Origin of the sequence: Burkholderia savannae (assembly GCF_001524445.2) — a bacterium.
GTDB classification, from domain to species: Bacteria; Pseudomonadota; Gammaproteobacteria; order Burkholderiales; family Burkholderiaceae; genus Burkholderia; species Burkholderia savannae.
Genome location: NZ_CP013417.1, coordinates 794,639 through 811,619, shown reverse-complemented (window position 1 = coordinate 811,619; position 16,981 = coordinate 794,639). Strand labels below are relative to the sequence as shown.

Sequence of the window (16,981 nt, the reverse complement as noted above, 5' to 3'; positions counted from 1 at the left end):
GAATGCTGAAGGCCATCGACGTCGGCGTTCCCCCGCCGGGGCCGCTCGACGTGCGCATCGAGCAAACGGTGATTGGCGTGAACTTCGTCGACACCGACTTTCGCAGCGGCCCGTACCCGGTCGCGTCGCTGCCCGCGGTGCTCGGCTTCGAAGGCGCGGGCGTCGTCGAGGCGGCGGGCGGCGAGGTCACGCGCCTGCGGCCGAGCTCGCTTGCGCACGCGAACGATCCGGGGTTGTACGCGCGCGGCGCGAGCGATCTGCTCGATGCGCTCGACGACGGAATGGTCGCGCCGATCGGCGCGCGCTATGCGCTGACCGATGCGGCGCGCGCATGCGGAGCTCGAGACGGGGAAGACAACGGGAAGCGTGATGTTGACCGTGTGACGCGGACGATGACGACGCGCGACGCTCGCGCGCGTCGTGCGTCGTGCGTCGCGCGTCGTGCGTCGTGCGGGCTCGCGAATATCCGTTCCATGCGCGCTGCCCGCTCGTCCGACGATGCCGGCGACGCGTACAACAACGCATCAGGATGCCCGTCGAGCGGCGGCAGCAGCAGCGGGCAGCGGCGTATGCATCGAACGGAGGCCAGGCACCGGCTTCCGCCATCGGCAAACCAGGCCCATTGCCATCCCCGCTTCAAACCCTGTAGAATCACGCGTTCTGCGGGCGTCGTATAATGGCCATTACCTCAGCTTCCCAAGCCCCGGCGCGTTAATCAAAACCACTATTCACGCGCGTTCTCACGTCGTATTTTCTCCCGGCTCCACGAAGAACCACTGTTGATGCGGGGTTCACGGCGATGCCAGTTTTCACCCCACTTGTGTTCCCCAAAAGCTGCAGCCCTATGCCTTGGGAAGATGAGATAATTTTGCCGCCACAATGGTTGCTGCATTTGCAACGAAGGCAAGGCGCATATCGTTCACCTTTACATCCATAACGTTCAAATACCGATGGCAACAGCAAAGCAGCAACTCGGCTCGTGGGGAGAGCAGTTGATTGTCAAGAAATGCTCTTGCCCGAAATGCAAGAGAAGCAAAACATTCAAACGGCTTCCGACCAATTTTAAGTGTGCCGACATCATCTGCGATTTTTGTGGATTCCTTGCACAAGTTAAGACCATGTCGGCGTCTGATGTTACTCCGCTACCTAAGCAGCTGTTGGGCGCCGCGTGGGGACCACAGAAAGAACGCATGGACGCGGCAATTTACTTTGCTCTGTTTCTTGTGCTTAAGACGACCGACGCTCACGCCATCTATTATCTGCCAACAGACTTTCAGAACCCTGCACTCTTTTCCGCTCGAAAACCTTTGTCCGACAACGCACGTCGCAAGGGCTGGCAGGGTTTCATGTACGTTCTGAGTGCAGTTCCGGATGGAGCATTCGTCCGCCTACTTTAGACGTATAAGGGCGCCCTTGCAGGGCATGGGCATCAGTAGCCAAATCAGATCAAACTTAAAAAATTACGGGCTGCTGGTGACAATTTGTCGATGTTAATCCCAAGACCTTCACTGTAGATTCTTCGAAGTACTCGTTGTTCCAGCTTCCCCAACTCGCGCCCCAGATCTTCAACGTTGTGTAAGCGCGAATTTAACCCCACCTAGAATCGAAAGCTGAACGAGCGCAGGCTTGCGTCCGCAACTACAACTTGCGGACGCAACCGATGACACAGAACGAAGTTGATTTCCTGCCACTGCGGGTGACCGGCGTGACCGCGACGGGCAAGCGCAGGTTTGACGCCGAGGGTAAGCGCAAGCTGATTGAAGCCTGCCTGCAGCCGGGCGCGTCAATTGCCGGACTGGCGTTGAAGGCGGGTGTGAACGCGAACCAGCTGCATAAGTGGATTCAATTGCGCGAACGCGCGAATGCTGCTGTGACGGCGTGCGTCGAGCCCTTGCCATCGGCATTCGTGCCGGTCGTTCCGATCAACGAGGTGGCACCGGTGCGCACGAACCCCGAGCCGGTGAACGTACGGCGAACGTCACACAGGTACGAAGCGGCGAAGGCAATGACGCCGGCGCGACTATCAGCGCAGTTGCCCAACGGCGTAACGCTACAGCTCGAATGCGCCGCACACGATGGCGCTCTCGTGAAGGCGATGATCGAAGCGTTGGGGGCACGCTGATGTTCCGCTTCGACGCGGACCTGCAGATCTACCTGCACCGCGAGCCCATCGACTTCCGCGCCGGCATCAACAGCCTCGTCGCGCTGGTCGAGCAGTCGATGCTGCTCGATCCGCTTGCGCGAGCCGTCTTCGCGTTCCACAACCGCAAACGCGATCGCGTGAAGCTTCTGCTGTATGACCGGGCCGGATTCTGGCTCCTATTGAAACGCCTCGAGGCCGACCGTTTCGTTTGGCCCCGCCGTCAGCAAGCCGTGATCGAACTGACGGCCGAGCAGCTTCACCTGCTGCTCGACGGCGTCGATATCGACGCCGTGCGCCGCCACCCAGCGCGGCAGTACTGCCACACGAACTGAAGCAGGGTATCGCCGCTGTTGCCAGTAAACAACGGCGGCTTTAGCTGTTACAAATTCGCGTAAACCTATTTGGCTCTGCGTTTCGCTATCGTTGAGCGCATGTCCCCTCCCAATCTCCCCCGACTTCCGCGCACCGCCAAGGCCTATATCCACAAGCTGGAGGAGCGGGTGGCGGCCGATGCTCAGGTCATTGCCGAGCGTGACGCCAGGATCGACGAATTGACCAAGCGCCTGGATGCGCTGGAAGAGCAATATCGTCTCGCGTTGGCCCGACAGTACGCGCCGAAGAGCGAGAAGCGCCGCGACCGCGTGTTCAACGAGGCCGAAGAGGCAGCCCACGCTGAGCCGGCCGAGGAGGACGACGGCGAGCCGCTGACGTTGCCCGATACCGGGTTGCCGGAACCCGGCCAGCCTGAACCGCGCAAGCGTGGCCGCAAACCGCTGCCCGCGGACCTGCCGCGCGAGCGAATCGAGTACGACCTGCCCGAAGACCAGAAGATCTGCCCGTGCTGCAGCAAGGCAATGCATCGGATGGGCGAGGAAATCAGCGAACAGTTGCACATGCAGGTCAAGGTCTCGGTGCTGCAGCACGCGCGTTTCAAGTACGCGTGTCGGCACTGCGAGCGTCACGGCACGCACACACCGATCGTGGTCGCGCCGATGCCGGCGCAGCCCTTGCCGGGTAGTCACGCCAGTGCATCGATGATCGCCGCCGTCACGGCCGGCAAGTATGTCGACGGCACGCCGCTGTACCGGATGGAAGACGTGCTCGCACGCTCGAATATCGCAGTCAGCCGCGGTACGCTGGCGAACTGGATCATCCGCCCCGCCGAGCTTCACTACACGCGCCTGTTCAAGGCGCTCAAGAAGATTCTGCTCAGCCAGTGGCTGATTCACGGCGACGAGACCACCGTCCAGGTCCTGAAGGAGAACGGCCGAAACGCGCAGGACAAGTCATACATGTGGGTCTACCGAAGCGCGGAGGATAGCGAGCAGCCGGTGGTGCTGTTTGAGTACCAGCCGGGGCGTGGCCAGCAGTACCCGAAGGAGTTCCTCGGAGACTACGCGGGCACGCTGATGACGGACGGCTGGCCTGCGTGGCGGACGGTCAAATCGGCCACGCACCTCGGATGCCTTGCGCATGGACGCCGGATGTTCACGGATGCGCTCAAGGGGCAGAAGAACAAACCGAGCCCCCGCATCACGAAGGCGCTCGAATTCTTCCAGGCGCTGTACCAGGTCGAGACGCTCGCCAAACAGACGTTGCCCGAAGGCGAGACGCTGGCCGATTACCGGTACCGCTTGCGCCAACAGCACAGCGTGCCGTTGCTAAACGCCTTCAAGAGTTGGCTCGACGAGCTCGCGCCGAAGGTTCTGCCCAAGAGCCTGCTAGGCGAGGCGATCGGCTACTGTCTCCGGCAATGGCCTTACCTGAGTCGCTATGTGGACGATGGCCGGTTTGCAATAGACAACAACGTCATCGAACGCGACATCAGGCCGTTTGCCACGGCGAGAAAGTCGTGGCTCTTCAGCGATACGGTCGACGGCGCGAAAGCGAGCGCGATGGTCTACAGCCTGATGCTCACGTGTCGAGCCTGTGGCGTCGATCCCCATGCCTATCTGCTGCACGTGCTGACCGAATTGCCGCAGCGCGCACCGGATGCCGATATTGGCGACCTGCTACCGTTCAACTTCGCTCGACAGCAAGCCGTTACCGGGTAACTCCGATCGCTACCGCGCTGGGCCGAAGTATTGGTCCCACTGTTCCGAATCGGGATCGAGTCGGCGCACAATCGCGTCGTCTGCCCGCGCGATCAACCGTTCCAGCATCTGGCGCTTCGTTACCGAGTAACGGCGAGCTAACCGCGTCAGAGCAAGATACGCTTCCGTGCTCACCCACATATCCAGACGTCGATCACCGTTGCCGTCCTTGCCTGCCGTCTCGCGCCTTGCCCGATAAGCCGCCTGCCGCTGCGCCGTCGTTTGCGTCATCTCGCATCTCCTTCGTTACCCGGTAACTATCGATTCGAAACATGTTACCCGGTAACACGTCACCTAACGACGTGTGGCGGATTTAGCGCTTACAACGTTGTGGCACATGTCATAAGCCGCCAGATATCCGTTTCGCCTCAGCATAAGCGCATGACCCAGCTTTGGTAGCGCTATCCCTCGTGTCACGAGTTCTTGTATCGAGCCAAGCTTAAGCAAGTCATCGCGAATCGCGACGATTTGCTCTTGCGTCAGTTCAAGTCGGTAGCTTGACTGGTGGCGAACCGTAAGCGCTAAATCCGCCACACGTCGTTAGGTGACGTGTTACCGGGTAACATGTTTCGAATCGATAGTTACCGGGTAACGAAGGAGATGCGAGATGACGCAAACGACGGCGCAGCGGCAGGCGGCTTATCGGGCAAGGCGCGAGACGGCAGGCAAGGACGGCAACGGTGATCGACGTCTGGATATGTGGATGAGCACGGAAGCGTATCTTGCTCTGACGCGGTTAGCTCGCCGTTACTCGGTAACGAAGCGCCAGATGCTGGAACGGTTGATCGCGCGGGCAGACGACGCGATTGTGCGCCGACTCGATCCCGATTCGGAACAGTGGGACCAATACTTCGGCCCAGCGCGGTAGCGATCGGAGTTACCCGGTAACGGCTTGCTGTCGAGCGAAGTTGAACGGTAGCAGGTCGCTAATATCGGCATCCGGTGCGCGCTGCGGCAATTCGGTCAGCACGTGCAGCAGATAGGCATGGGGATCGACGCCACAGGCTCGACACGTGAGCATCAGGCTGTAGACCATCGCGCTCGCTTTCGCGCCGTCGACCGTATCGCTGAAGAGCCACGACTTTCTCGCCGTGGCAAACGGCCTGATGTCGCGTTCGATGACGTTGTTGTCTATTGCAAACCGGCCATCGTCCACATAGCGACTCAGGTAAGGCCATTGCCGGAGACAGTAGCCGATCGCCTCGCCTAGCAGGCTCTTGGGCAGAACCTTCGGCGCGAGCTCGTCGAGCCAACTCTTGAAGGCGTTTAGCAACGGCACGCTGTGCTGTTGGCGCAAGCGGTACCGGTAATCGGCCAGCGTCTCGCCTTCGGGCAACGTCTGTTTGGCGAGCGTCTCGACCTGGTACAGCGCCTGGAAGAATTCGAGCGCCTTCGTGATGCGGGGGCTCGGTTTGTTCTTCTGCCCCTTGAGCGCATCCGTGAACATCCGGCGTCCATGCGCAAGGCATCCGAGGTGCGTGGCCGATTTGACCGTCCGCCACGCAGGCCAGCCGTCCGTCATCAGCGTGCCCGCGTAGTCTCCGAGGAACTCCTTCGGGTACTGCTGGCCACGCCCCGGCTGGTACTCAAACAGCACCACCGGCTGCTCGCTATCCTCCGCGCTTCGGTAGACCCACATGTATGACTTGTCCTGCGCGTTTCGGCCGTTCTCCTTCAGGACCTGGACGGTGGTCTCGTCGCCGTGAATCAGCCACTGGCTGAGCAGAATCTTCTTGAGCGCCTTGAACAGGCGCGTGTAGTGAAGCTCGGCGGGGCGGATGATCCAGTTCGCCAGCGTACCGCGGCTGACTGCGATATTCGAGCGTGCGAGCACGTCTTCCATCCGGTACAGCGGCGTGCCGTCGACATACTTGCCGGCCGTGACGGCGGCGATCATCGATGCACTGGCGTGACTACCCGGCAAGGGCTGCGCCGGCATCGGCGCGACCACGATCGGTGTGTGCGTGCCGTGACGCTCGCAGTGCCGACACGCGTACTTGAAACGCGCGTGCTGCAGCACCGAGACCTTGACCTGCATGTGCAACTGTTCGCTGATTTCCTCGCCCATCCGATGCATTGCCTTGCTGCAGCACGGGCAGATCTTCTGGTCTTCGGGCAGGTCGTACTCGATTCGCTCGCGCGGCAGGTCCGCGGGCAGCGGTTTGCGGCCACGCTTGCGCGGTTCAGGCTGGCCGGGTTCCGGCAACCCGGTATCGGGCAACGTCAGCGGCTCGCCGTCGTCCTCCTCGGCCGGCTCAGCGTGGGCTGCCTCTTCGGCCTCGTTGAACACGCGGTCGCGGCGCTTCTCGCTCTTCGGCGCGTACTGTCGGGCCAACGCGAGACGATATTGCTCTTCCAGCGCATCCAGGCGCTTGGTCAATTCGTCGATCCTGGCGTCACGCTCGGCAATGACCTGAGCATCGGCCGCCACCCGCTCCTCCAGCTTGTGGATATAGGCCTTGGCGGTGCGCGGAAGTCGGGGGAGATTGGGAGGGGACATGCGCTCAACGATAGCGAAACGCAGAGCCAAATAGGTTTACGCGAATTTGTAACAGCTAAAGCCGCCGTTGTTTACTGGCAACAGCGGCGATACCCTGCTTCAGTTCGTGTGGCAGTACTGCCGCGCTGGGTGGCGGCGCACGGCGTCGATATCGACGCCGTCGAGCAGCAGGTGAAGCTGCTCGGCCGTCAGTTCGATCACGGCTTGCTGACGGCGGGGCCAAACGAAACGGTCGGCCTCGAGGCGTTTCAATAGGAGCCAGAATCCGGCCCGGTCATACAGCAGAAGCTTCACGCGATCGCGTTTGCGGTTGTGGAACGCGAAGACGGCTCGCGCAAGCGGATCGAGCAGCATCGACTGCTCGACCAGCGCGACGAGGCTGTTGATGCCGGCGCGGAAGTCGATGGGCTCGCGGTGCAGGTAGATCTGCAGGTCCGCGTCGAAGCGGAACATCAGCGTGCCCCCAACGCTTCGATCATCGCCTTCACGAGAGCGCCATCGTGTGCGGCGCATTCGAGCTGTAGCGTTACGCCGTTGGGCAACTGCGCTGATAGTCGCGCCGGCGTCATTGCCTTCGCCGCTTCGTACCTGTGTGACGTTCGCCGTACGTTCACCGGCTCGGGGTTCGTGCGCACCGGTGCCACCTCGTTGATCGGAACGACCGGCACGAATGCCGATGGCAAGGGCTCGACGCACGCCGTCACAGCAGCATTCGCGCGTTCGCGCAATTGAATCCACTTATGCAGCTGGTTCGCGTTCACACCCGCCTTCAACGCCAGTCCGGCAATTGACGCGCCCGGCTGCAGGCAGGCTTCAATCAGCTTGCGCTTACCCTCGGCGTCAAACCTGCGCTTGCCCGTCGCGGTCACGCCGGTCACCCGCAGTGGCAGGAAATCAACTTCGTTCTGTGTCATCGGTTGCGTCCGCAAGTTGTAGTTGCGGACGCAAGCCTGCGCTCGTTCAGCTTTCGATTCTAGGTGGGGTTAAATTCGCGCTTACGGCGAACCAAGCTCACGCCAAGAAATTCGGCAGCCTGATCGGGTTCGTATATCACTGACTTCGAGCCGGGCTCAACCGGCGGTACAGTCAATCCGATCGGGGCAAGATGACGCGCGCAGAATTCAGCCACGCCCTCACACTCACCGCGAGATGAGGCAAAGAAAATCAAGTCGTCTGCATACCTGACCGCACGAAGACTCTGCTGCGCAATCGCGCGGTCAAACCCAGCCAGCATGATGTTGGAAAAGAATGGGGATAGCGGCATTCCCTGCCGCACGCCTCGCCCCACTTTAATGCCGAGCCGGCTGATCCTCTTCGCACCCGCCCTCGTCGCAGAAATCTCGCAACCAATCGCCTGCAGCAACAATGGATGGAGAGAGCGCTCGCGGATGACGGCTTTCAGCGCTCGCTCAAGATGCAACCGATCAATCGAGTCAAAAAAAGGCGCGATATCTGTCTTGTAGACCCATCCATACTTCGCTCGAATCTCACAAGCGTCGTGAACAGCCTTCTTCACCCCACGATCCTTCACGAAGCCATAGCTGATCTTGTTAGCAAGCCGATCTGCGTAGCGATCCGAAAGAAAATTCAAAAGCGCTCTCTGAGAGGTGGCCTCACTCGTTCGGACAGTTTTCTGAGATTTTTAAGTGGAACGTCCGAGGCAATCATGCTGCCGATTTGATCGCAGGCAGCGTCGCGAAGTATGCCTCATCCGGCGTCCGATCCGCCAGGCTCGAATGGGGCCGTTTTCGGTTGTACAGCTCGATGTAGTCGCCGATGGAGCGCCGGGCATGGCTGACCGACTCGTAAGCTCGCAGGTAAACCTCTTCGTACTTGACGCTGCGCCACACGCGTTCGACGAACACGTTGTCGCGCCAGGCCCCTTTACCGTCCATCGACAGCCGCACGCCTCGACCCAGTACGGCCTCGGTGAACGCGCCCGCCGTGAACTGGCTGCCCTGATCGGTGTTCACAATGTCCGGCAGCCCGTAGCGCGCGAACGCTTCCTCGAGCGCCTCGACGGCGTGCACTGCTTCCAGCGTGATCGCCACCCGGTGCGAGAGCACCTTGCGACTTGACCAATCCACTACTGCCGTCAGGTACACGAAGCCTCGCGCCATCGGAATGTATGTCGTGTCCAGTGCCCACGCCTGATTGGCCCGGGCGATTTTCATGCCGCGCAGCAGGTACGGCCAGATCTTGTGCTGCGCATTGCGTCGGCTCGTGTTCGGCTTGCAGTACAGCGCTTCCACGCCCATGCGTTTCATCAGCGTGCGCACGCGGCGGCGGCCGACCTCATAGCCTTCCCGGCGCAACAGACGCGCCAGCATCCGCGCTCCGGCAAACGGAAACTCCATGTGCAGTTCGTCGATCCGCCGCATCAGCAACTGGTCCGCCTCGCTCACTGGCTGCGCCCGGTAATACGCGCTCGATCTCGCGATGCCAACCAGTCGCGTCTGTCGCGAAACCGGCAGCGCATGCGTACGGTCAATCATCGCTTTGCGCTCAGCAGTCCGGCTTTGCCGAGCGCTCCTGACAAAAAATCGTTCTCCAGCGTCAACTGTCCGATTTTCGCGTGCAGCGTTTTCACGTCCACCGGCGGCTCGTTCGACGGTGGAGCGGCCGCGCCGAACACATCCGCCGCACGCTCCTGCAGTTGCCGCTTCCACTCCGTGATCTGGTTCGGGTGCACATCGAACTGCTGCGCCAGTTCGGCCAGCGTGCGCTCGCCCTTGACCGCCGCCAGGGCCACTTTCGCTTTGAACGCCGCTGAGTGCGTCCGTCGGGTTCTCTTCGTCATCTTTCCGGTTCCTTTGCCTGCATTATCGCTGGCTCAGGCCCCGGGCATTCCACTTACCCGACTGTCCGAATTTGCGCGGCCACCTCTTTGTTTTCGATCTTGGCGCGCACGATGACTTCGATGCAAAACTTGCCGTCGTCGCGCTTGCACATGCGACCGAGCAATGCAGCCTTGCCATCCCTCGACTTCGCAACGAGATAGCAATCTTCCACCACAACAGGCATCCATTGCCGGTTGAGCGAATCGACTGACATGACGCCGACCCGCTCATTCGCTGTCGGCCATGACCTTCCCTCGAACAACTTCTCGAACTCCATAAGACTTCAATCAGCGTTCACGCTACCCGCGCGAGAATCCGGCGCTGCGCCTGATATTGGACGTTCTGCGCATCGCCCTGCAACTCCTCCAGCGCTTTCATCAAAACGTCCTGATACAGCGGCAGCAACGCCGTCAACCGATCGGCGATCCCGGCGTCCGTCGCCAGATTGTTCACGAGCCTCTGATACCCGTCGAAGCCGAACATCCGGTCCCGGATCGGCCGGAGTACACACCGCCGATTGTCATTCTGCTCCTCGGTGATGTCGATGTAGCCGAAGTGCTTTAGGTCGAATGCCGCGCCGATTACTTGTCCTTGGCTGCCGCCGAGAACACAACTCAGTTCGTGCAGGGTCATGCCCGGAAATGCATTGATCAGTCCGAGTGCTCTGGCCGCCATCGGCGTCATCTGCAACGCGCTCGCGAGCGCCGACGCTCGACATCCCTCATAGGCGGTCATGAAGGCGTGAAACCGGGAAAGAGGATCGTTCGTGGTCATAGGTCGTTGATTTTTCTGGATTGGCCCTTGCCCGAGAGCGTTCGTTGTTATCCCCGACCGCTCAGGCATCTCCGCACGATACGTCACCCCCCCGACAAATTCAACCATTTTGGAATATAACATTCCAATACGGTTGTTCATCGCAATCGGAATGAAGACGACCATATCGTTCTATGACTACCCGCCCTGCCTCCCCCACGGACGACGCCCAAGACGCGCTGCTTGCCGCTCGCGTCGGAACTGCCATTGCCGAACAACGACGGGCACGCGGTCTGACTCAGGCGAAGCTCGCGGAGATGATCGATCTCGAACAGGAAGCGATCAGCCGGTGGGAACGCGGTACGAGGATGCCGACCTTGCATCGACTCCAGCAGCTTAGTGACGCGCTCGACTGCTCGGTTGACCAGTTGTTGCAGCGTGGATCTAAGCGGCCGGACGACCAACTGGCCATGATGGCGGATGCACTTGATGGATTGGATAGCGACGAGCGGGAACTCGTCGTGAATTTCGTTCAGCAGTTCGCTGACATGCTCAAGGCCAAGCATCCTGCCAAGAGCAAGCGGCGCAAGTAGCGATCAGGACTCGATGCGATGGCCGACGTACTCGGCCCATGCCGATTCGATCAGCGAAGTCGGTAACTCGCCCATCTCGTAACCCGGCACGTCTTCGAGAAGCATCAGCAGTCGGTCCGCGAACTCCGACTGAGAGAGGTTGCCGCCGAAATCTTCGCGCACAGCAACAGCCAGATCGCGCATCTGATCAATTGTCAGCGGCGGGAAATCGTTGGGGTGTTGGATGTCGTTCATGCTGGGACCATCTCCCGATTCGCGGTTGACGGCAAGTGGGTGAAAAATAGTCACTGCTCCTCACCCACCTATAGCAAATCTCCGTTGGCCGCAACTTGTCGAATTGATCACGCGGCCTACCAGCCGCAACAGGCCGACGCAATACTCACACGACGCCTCGACTACTTGATAGCATTAGGCCTTCACACGGGGGCCAAGATGACTCAACACGTTCCAGCAGGGCAAATCAAAGTTTTAGACATTCCCACACTATCTGACCGAGCAAAAACCAAATTAATTTCGGCAGGATATGTCACCCTACAAGACTTCCATGACAAGCAATTTCCAACACTCTATTCTCTAGTATCATTTGAACAAGCCAAGGAATTGCTAAAAATCCTTCTTGAAAAAAATATTTCAGTTCACTTTTCAAAAGCAGACTGGAGCGAAGATCAATGGCGCGAGTTCGTAGGAAAAATGGTTAGCGAAAATATTGTGTCATGGAGCGAAGTAGCACTCGCAGTATGCGGCGAACTCAATCCACCACAGGTAGGAACGGCAATCGCATCGAACAAATCATTTCAAAGCCGATTCCCCGCACGCGAAACTATGCGGAATGTAATGAGCTGGTTCTACGAGCAACGCGGAAAGTGCGTACTCTGCGGAACGCGAATGTTTTTAGAGGCCGACCACATTAGATCGAAGCAAGAATTTTGGGAGGCGGGCGAAGACCCCCTGAATGCTGATACACTAGATAACCTTCAGCTCTTATGTAAGCGATGCAATGTGATCAAACGACCCTCGCATGCACTCGGAGGTATTTCATTTGCCCCTGCTCAGAGCGTACTCATCTGGATTCTTCTCGCGCGCCGCCCCAAAACCAAAGCGGAATTCGCGACTCTATGTAGAGAACACGGATTGACGATGGCAAGCATCCGCTTCGACGAGGCGTGGGCGTTCGCTGTCTGGCTCCATCGCGAGGGAAAGTACGAAATGGATATTAGCTCCACATCACAAGCCCCCCTCCAAGACTTGCTTAACGACTAGGAGGCGTAACAAGCCGTTCGTACGTGCACACAGGCATGAAAGCGCGTTGAGAATCAGGGAACAATCGGGCTGATGACCGACGCGCAATGCTGGAAGAGGTTGTCCGTTTGGTCGAAAGTGACCGGTGCGCTCCTCCTAGTACAATACGGGATGCTAGACAGTCCTCGGTCGCAAGGAAGCGCAACCGCTCCCCTGCGGCCGTAGGACTAGCCCATGTTTCTAGGAAATCGAATGGCCCGACAGATCTCCGACGCTTTACGACGTCTCTATGATGAGTTCACCCGCATTCTCAGGCTGCCCCGAAATGAACTCGCAACCGACGATTCTTTTACACTCATATGCGAGCCGGTCGCAGGTTATCTGGCGACACTTCGCCAGACCACTGCCACATCCCGAACAACAAACTTTCTCGCCCAAATCAACAACAAATTCCGAATAAATGCCGAAAATATTGCCGTTTTTCTCGAGCGATCGGCCAAATCCGGATACACATTTAACTATCATGAGAAGTTGGTCATACAGCAAGCGTTCGATCGCATCGAACCCAACTTGCTATTAACCGTTCTCGATGAGCGCAATGTGCCGCGAACGATCGGCGAGCAACTAATGCGCCACGTGACTTGCGCGTCGCACGACGAAACGATTGAACACGTTACGGGAGAGCTTAATGCCCCGGCCAAGCTCCGCCGGGAAGTGGGCGACCGAAAAATAAAGCTTGAAATACTGAAATCCCTTTTTGCGTCCTTCATCTGGGCATGCGCAGAGAAAAAGGATTTGCACCGCTTCTTTGACAAGCATTTCTCTCACGAACACTACGAAGAAAGTTACTGGAACGAACTCCAAAGACGCTCCCCGCGACTATTTCATCGAGATCAAGCACTTCATTTCTTGGCACTGGATCAAGGGTGGGCGACCAATTTCAATGAGGAAGATACCCTGCGGAATTCGGCACTGAGCCTCGTAAGAAAAAGCTACGAGGCCATGAATAACCATGGCTTTTTTATTGTATTAATAGATCCAATACGATTCGGCAGTCGCGAAATTTCGTACGAGCTAGCAGCAGATATTACTCTATTTGGAGAAAAACATCTCGAACGGCCGTTGCATCGAGCGTATTTCCGCCACGAGAAAATTGCATCGACCACACTCAAGCACATTCCTCACATTGATACGGAGAAAGCCAACTTCTCACTAGTTAACGAGGGGTTTACTTATCGCGATTGCATACTATTAAACAACGGAACCAAGGAGCCGTCACAGCTACTGATTTTTCAGAAAAATCACCGCGACGAAACGCTTGTCCCTTGCCCCGCGTGCAGATCGGAAAATGTTGAGGGAAACTCGTATCCCAGCTTGGGCGTGAAGAGTTGGGAATGTCGCAATCCGTTATGCCCGGATCGGAGCAAGTACAACAGAGGGAAGCGATATTCTTTTCGTGCCCTGGCAATGCAGCAAGCCATTGACGATGAAAAGAATGATATCTCTGGCGATCTCGTCAAACGATGGCGACGTGACGTCGTTGATCGCTGGGAACCTGAATCGCTACTCACTATGATCGTGAGCTTTTATTCGATGTATGGTGATACCCTGAATTGCTATGGTGACTTCGATTATCAGCCGCAGGCTCTTTTGGGCCGTACACTCCGCTGGGAACCGCTTCCGCAGGAAGCGAAGGACGACTCGTTGCAATGGTTTCGTACCGCTCATTTCTTTCATCGGTTTGCGATCCCTTCGACCGTCACTGCATCTTGCAGCATGACCAATCTCGGCGATAATAGACTGGCCGTCTATTGTGGGGATTCGAGTTTAATTTTGCAAAACATCGATGATGACTGCATCGATGGCGCAGTCACATCACCACCATATTATAACGCGCGAGAATATTCACAATGGGACAACATGTACTGCTATCTGCAGGATATGTACAACGTGAATTTGCAAGTTTTTCGAATTTTAAAACCAGGATCGCTATATTTTTATAATATTTTTGACTACTTCGACAATGAAAATATCGTAGCACTCTCTGCACTCGGGCAAAAGCGCGTGACGCTATCCGCATACACGGTCGATCTCTTTCGAAGAATCGGATTTGAGTGCGTGGGCAACATCTGCTGGGATAAAGGAGAAATTGAGGGAAAACGCGGCTTCAATGGAGGAAATTTTTCGCCTTTCTATCAGTCGCCTTTTAACTGCTGGGAACATGTCCTCGTTTTCCGAAAACCCGGAATGCTCTCGCATGAATTTTCGGGGAGTAGAATCTTTCAGGCAAAGCCTGTGATGAAGATGATTCGTGGCAAGAACGTGCACGGGCATAGCGCCCCGTTCCCCGATGAAATTCCGCAGCTTTGCATTGACCTACTACCCGAAGACTCCGTTGTGCTGGACCCTTTCGCTGGCAGCCTAACCACTGGCCGAACTGCCGTACGTCACGGAAGAAGGGCGATCTGCATTGAGCAGAGTCACGACTATTGTGAGCTAGGGCTGGCCATTTATCAGGAGGAGCAAGTTCAACGCCAAGGAGAATTCGCTTTCTAGTCGTCGAGAGGCATCATTACGGGAGCGCATGTGGGTGCGCTCCCGTCCCGTATTAGACGGTTCAGCTCAAAAGAGCACTGCCAGCGATGCCACCGCTCCACCGCCGAGCGATGTCAGTTTCGCTACCACCGTCCAGAATCCCCCGCTTGCCATCCCCGCGCAAACCCCTGTAGAATCACGCGTTCTGCGGGCGTCGTATAATGGCCATTACCTCAGCTTCCCAAGCTGATGACGTGGGTTCGATTCCCATCGCCCGCTCCACTTTCCCGGCCGTGGATGCCATCCGCCGCCGAAGCACGCGAAGCCGCCTCGTCGAAGGCGGCTTTTTCGTATTTCGTACGCAGTATCGGGCGGCCCGTCGAACGCGACGCCGTCGCGCGCCGCGGCGCCACGCCCGCCACTCGCCTTTCATTGTCACGATGACTCACGACGACCCGAACGCCCCCGGCGTGCCGCACGACGACGCCAACGACGCAGCCTCCGCACCGGCCATCGACGCCGCGCCGGCAGCCGGCAACGCCGACGACGAATCGAACCCGCTCCATCTCCGCCGCATCCGCAGCTTCGTCACGCGCGCCGGCCGCGTGTCGACGGGCCAGCGCCGCGCGCTCGACGAGCTCGGTCCGCGCTTCGTCGTCCCGTACGGCAGCACGCAGCCGGACTGGGACGCGATCTTCGGCCGCCGCGCGCCGCGCGTGCTCGAGATCGGCTTCGGGATGGGCGCGTCGACGGCCGAGATCGCCGCGCTTCGCCCGGGCGACGACTTCATCGGCGTCGAGGTGCACGAGCCCGGCGTCGGCGCGCTGCTGAAGTTGATCGGCGAGCAGCAATTGACGAACATCCGGATCATTCAGCACGACGCGGTCGAAGTGCTCGAGCACATGATCGCGCCCGGCAGCCTCGACGGCGTGCACATCTTCTTCCCGGACCCATGGCACAAGGCGCGCCACCACAAGCGCCGGCTGATCCAGCCGCCGTTCGTCGCGCAGCTCGCGGCGCGGCTCAAGCCGGGCGCGTACCTGCACTGCGCGACCGACTGGCAGAACTACGCGGAGCAGATGCTCGAGGTGCTCGGCGCCGAGCCGACGCTCGAGAACACCGCGCAAGACTATGCGCCCCGCCCCGACTATCGTCCGGTGACGAAGTTCGAGCGCCGCGGGCTGCGGCTCGGGCACGGCGTGTGGGATCTGGTGTTCCGGAAGCGCGCGGGCTGACGCGCGACGCCGCGCGGCTCGCGCGCGGCGCAGACCGGGGAAAGAGAATCCGGTCGATTGAACGTCCAATACGGTCGCCGCGCGTCGCGGCGACCGCACGGCACGGCGGCGATGGCGGCTCGCTCGCCGCCGCCGTCAAACTCGTCGACTACCCGGGCGAAAATTCAGAACCGCGGCCTCAGCTCCACTCGATCCAGCCGCTATAGCCGACGAGCAGCACGAACAGCCCGAATGCGATCCGGTACCACGCGAATGCGGTGAAATCGTGCGACGCGACGTAGCGCAGCAGCCAGCGCACGCACGCGAACGCGCTGACGAACGCGGCGACGAGGCCGATCGAAAAGAGGCCGATCGAATCGACGCTGAACGCGCGCCAATCCTTCGCGGTTTCGTACAGCGTCGCGCCGAAAATCACCGGGATCGCGAGAAAGAACGAGAATTCGGTCGCGACGCGCCGCTCGAGCCCGAACAGCATCCCGCCGATGATCGTCGAGCCGGACCGCGACATCCCCGGAATCAGCGCGAAGCATTGCGCGAGGCCGACCTTCAGCGCGTCGAGCGGCGTCAGCTCGTCGATCGACTGCACGCGCGCCGGCGCGCCTCGCTCGCGCTGCCGGGCTTCGACCCACAGGATCGCCGCGCCGCCGACGACGAGCGCGACCGCAACGGGCACGGGCGCGAACAGCACCGATTTGATCGTTTTCTCGAACAGGAGCGCGAGCGCGATCGCCGGCAGCGTCGCGATCACGACGTTCATCGTGAACCGCCTGGCTTCGCGCTGCGCCGGCAGGCCGGTCACGACGTCGACGATCCGGCGGCGGTATTCCCAGCACACCGCGAGAATCGCGCCGAACTGGATCACGACGTCGAAGGTCTTCGCCTGCTCGGGATGAAAGCGCAGAAAGCTGCCTGCGACGATCAAATGGCCGGTGCTCGACACCGGCAGGAATTCGGTCAGTCCCTCGACGATGCCAAGCGCCAGCGCTTTGCAAATCAGTATCCAGTCCATCCGTGGCCCGTTTCCAAAGTGAATCAACCGAGGCCACGGAA

General features: G+C 59.2%; 20 protein-coding genes and 1 tRNA gene. 11 read left to right on the top strand and 10 right to left on the bottom strand.

The genetic code is table 11. The features are described from left to right. Positions 1 to 2 precede the first annotated feature (2 nt). From WS78_RS37445 to tnpC (WS78_RS04065), 5 genes are all read left to right on the top strand, one after another. The gene (locus tag WS78_RS37445; protein ID WP_059580338.1) at positions 3 to 677 is read left to right on the top strand and encodes an alcohol dehydrogenase catalytic domain-containing protein; all 675 of its coding nucleotides are present in this window, start codon (positions 3 to 5) and stop codon (positions 675 to 677) included. Between the two features lie 273 nt (positions 678 to 950). Next, positions 951 to 1,397: a DpnI domain-containing protein gene (locus WS78_RS04080; protein WP_082717731.1), complete on the top strand. Its 447-nt coding sequence runs from the start codon at positions 951 to 953 to the stop codon at positions 1,395 to 1,397. A 263-nt stretch (positions 1,398 to 1,660) separates the two neighbouring features. Continuing rightward, a complete protein-coding gene (gene tnpA, locus WS78_RS04075; protein ID WP_059584105.1) occupies positions 1,661 to 2,122 on the top strand; it encodes an IS66-like element accessory protein TnpA in 462 nt (153 codons plus the stop codon). After that, entirely contained in the window at positions 2,122 to 2,475 is a 354-nt protein-coding gene (gene tnpB, locus WS78_RS04070; RefSeq protein ID WP_059580646.1) for an IS66 family insertion sequence element accessory protein TnpB, read from the top strand. The genes tnpA (WS78_RS04075) and tnpB (WS78_RS04070) overlap by 1 nt, the downstream gene beginning before the upstream one ends. Before the next feature lie 99 nt (positions 2,476 to 2,574). Next, a complete protein-coding gene (gene tnpC / locus WS78_RS04065) occupies positions 2,575 to 4,197 on the top strand; it encodes an IS66 family transposase (RefSeq protein WP_085701527.1) in 1,623 nt (540 codons plus the stop codon). Between the two features lie 9 nt (positions 4,198 to 4,206). Here the strand turns inward: tnpC (WS78_RS04065) and WS78_RS04060 are convergent, their stop codons facing one another. Continuing rightward, positions 4,207 to 4,467, bottom strand: coding sequence for a hypothetical protein (locus tag WS78_RS04060; RefSeq protein ID WP_045598729.1), 261 nt, complete (start codon positions 4,465 to 4,467; stop codon positions 4,207 to 4,209). A 376-nt stretch (positions 4,468 to 4,843) separates the two neighbouring features. Between WS78_RS04060 and WS78_RS04055 the strand changes: the two genes are divergently transcribed. Beyond that, positions 4,844 to 5,104 (top strand): hypothetical protein, encoded by a 261-nt coding sequence (locus tag WS78_RS04055; protein ID WP_059574446.1) that lies wholly within the window; start codon positions 4,844 to 4,846, stop codon positions 5,102 to 5,104. 9 nt (positions 5,105 to 5,113) lie between these two features. Here WS78_RS04055 and tnpC (WS78_RS04050) read toward each other — a convergent pair whose 3' ends face one another. The 7 genes from tnpC (WS78_RS04050) to WS78_RS04020 all read right to left on the bottom strand — a co-directional run bounded on the left by tnpC (WS78_RS04050) (position 5,114) and on the right by WS78_RS04020 (position 10,350). Next, the gene (gene tnpC, locus WS78_RS04050; protein WP_059670996.1) at positions 5,114 to 6,736 is read right to left on the bottom strand and encodes an IS66 family transposase; all 1,623 of its coding nucleotides are present in this window, start codon (positions 6,734 to 6,736) and stop codon (positions 5,114 to 5,116) included. 99 nt (positions 6,737 to 6,835) lie between these two features. After that, positions 6,836 to 7,189 (bottom strand): IS66 family insertion sequence element accessory protein TnpB, encoded by a 354-nt coding sequence (tnpB, locus tag WS78_RS04045; protein ID WP_059580646.1) that lies wholly within the window; start codon positions 7,187 to 7,189, stop codon positions 6,836 to 6,838. Beyond that, positions 7,189 to 7,650 carry an IS66-like element accessory protein TnpA gene (gene tnpA / locus WS78_RS04040; protein WP_059584105.1) on the bottom strand — a complete coding sequence of 154 codons (462 nt, stop codon included), beginning with the start codon at positions 7,648 to 7,650 and terminating at the stop codon, positions 7,189 to 7,191. Before tnpA (WS78_RS04040) ends, tnpB (WS78_RS04045) begins: the two co-directional genes overlap by 1 nt. Before the next feature lie 59 nt (positions 7,651 to 7,709). Further along, positions 7,710 to 8,327 (bottom strand): reverse transcriptase domain-containing protein, encoded by a 618-nt coding sequence (locus WS78_RS04035; RefSeq protein ID WP_082717668.1) that lies wholly within the window; start codon positions 8,325 to 8,327, stop codon positions 7,710 to 7,712. A gap of 73 nt (positions 8,328 to 8,400) precedes the next feature. After that, positions 8,401 to 9,536 (bottom strand): IS3 family transposase gene (locus tag WS78_RS04030; RefSeq protein ID WP_394335868.1). Its coding sequence is split into 2 segments (ribosomal slippage): positions 8,401 to 9,281 and positions 9,281 to 9,536, totalling 1,137 coding nucleotides; the frame shifts between segments, so codons are not numbered across the junction. A gap of 53 nt (positions 9,537 to 9,589) precedes the next feature. Beyond that, complete coding sequence (locus WS78_RS04025; RefSeq protein WP_226377198.1) at positions 9,590 to 9,853, bottom strand: hypothetical protein; 264 nt, start codon at positions 9,851 to 9,853, stop codon at positions 9,590 to 9,592. A 17-nt stretch (positions 9,854 to 9,870) separates the two neighbouring features. Continuing rightward, positions 9,871 to 10,350, bottom strand: coding sequence for a hypothetical protein (locus tag WS78_RS04020; protein ID WP_059583635.1), 480 nt, complete (start codon positions 10,348 to 10,350; stop codon positions 9,871 to 9,873). 173 nt (positions 10,351 to 10,523) lie between these two features. On the opposite strand from WS78_RS04020, the gene WS78_RS04015 reads away from it, so the two are divergent. Continuing rightward, complete coding sequence (locus WS78_RS04015; RefSeq protein WP_059583632.1) at positions 10,524 to 10,922, top strand: helix-turn-helix domain-containing protein; 399 nt, start codon at positions 10,524 to 10,526, stop codon at positions 10,920 to 10,922. 3 nt (positions 10,923 to 10,925) lie between these two features. Here WS78_RS04015 and WS78_RS04010 read toward each other — a convergent pair whose 3' ends face one another. Then, positions 10,926 to 11,156: a hypothetical protein gene (locus tag WS78_RS04010; RefSeq protein WP_059583630.1), complete on the bottom strand. Its 231-nt coding sequence runs from the start codon at positions 11,154 to 11,156 to the stop codon at positions 10,926 to 10,928. A gap of 198 nt (positions 11,157 to 11,354) precedes the next feature. Between WS78_RS04010 and WS78_RS04005 the strand changes: the two genes are divergently transcribed. The 4 genes from WS78_RS04005 (at position 11,355) to trmB (ending at position 15,931) form a co-directional block, all read left to right on the top strand. Further along, positions 11,355 to 12,182, top strand: a complete 828-nt coding sequence (locus tag WS78_RS04005; RefSeq protein WP_082717253.1) for an HNH endonuclease — start codon at positions 11,355 to 11,357, stop codon at positions 12,180 to 12,182. Positions 12,183 to 12,413: 231 nt separating this feature from the next. Continuing rightward, entirely contained in the window at positions 12,414 to 14,717 is a 2,304-nt protein-coding gene (locus WS78_RS04000) for a DNA-methyltransferase (RefSeq protein ID WP_197419389.1), read from the top strand. A 186-nt stretch (positions 14,718 to 14,903) separates the two neighbouring features. Continuing rightward, a tRNA-Gly gene (locus WS78_RS03995) sits at positions 14,904 to 14,978 on the top strand. A 158-nt stretch (positions 14,979 to 15,136) separates the two neighbouring features. After that, the gene (trmB, locus tag WS78_RS03990; RefSeq protein ID WP_059583628.1) at positions 15,137 to 15,931 is read left to right on the top strand and encodes a tRNA (guanosine(46)-N7)-methyltransferase TrmB; all 795 of its coding nucleotides are present in this window, start codon (positions 15,137 to 15,139) and stop codon (positions 15,929 to 15,931) included. 178 nt (positions 15,932 to 16,109) lie between these two features. Here trmB and WS78_RS03985 read toward each other — a convergent pair whose 3' ends face one another. Beyond that, a complete protein-coding gene (locus WS78_RS03985) occupies positions 16,110 to 16,940 on the bottom strand; it encodes an undecaprenyl-diphosphate phosphatase (protein ID WP_059583626.1) in 831 nt (276 codons plus the stop codon). Positions 16,941 to 16,981: the final 41 nt, after the last annotated feature.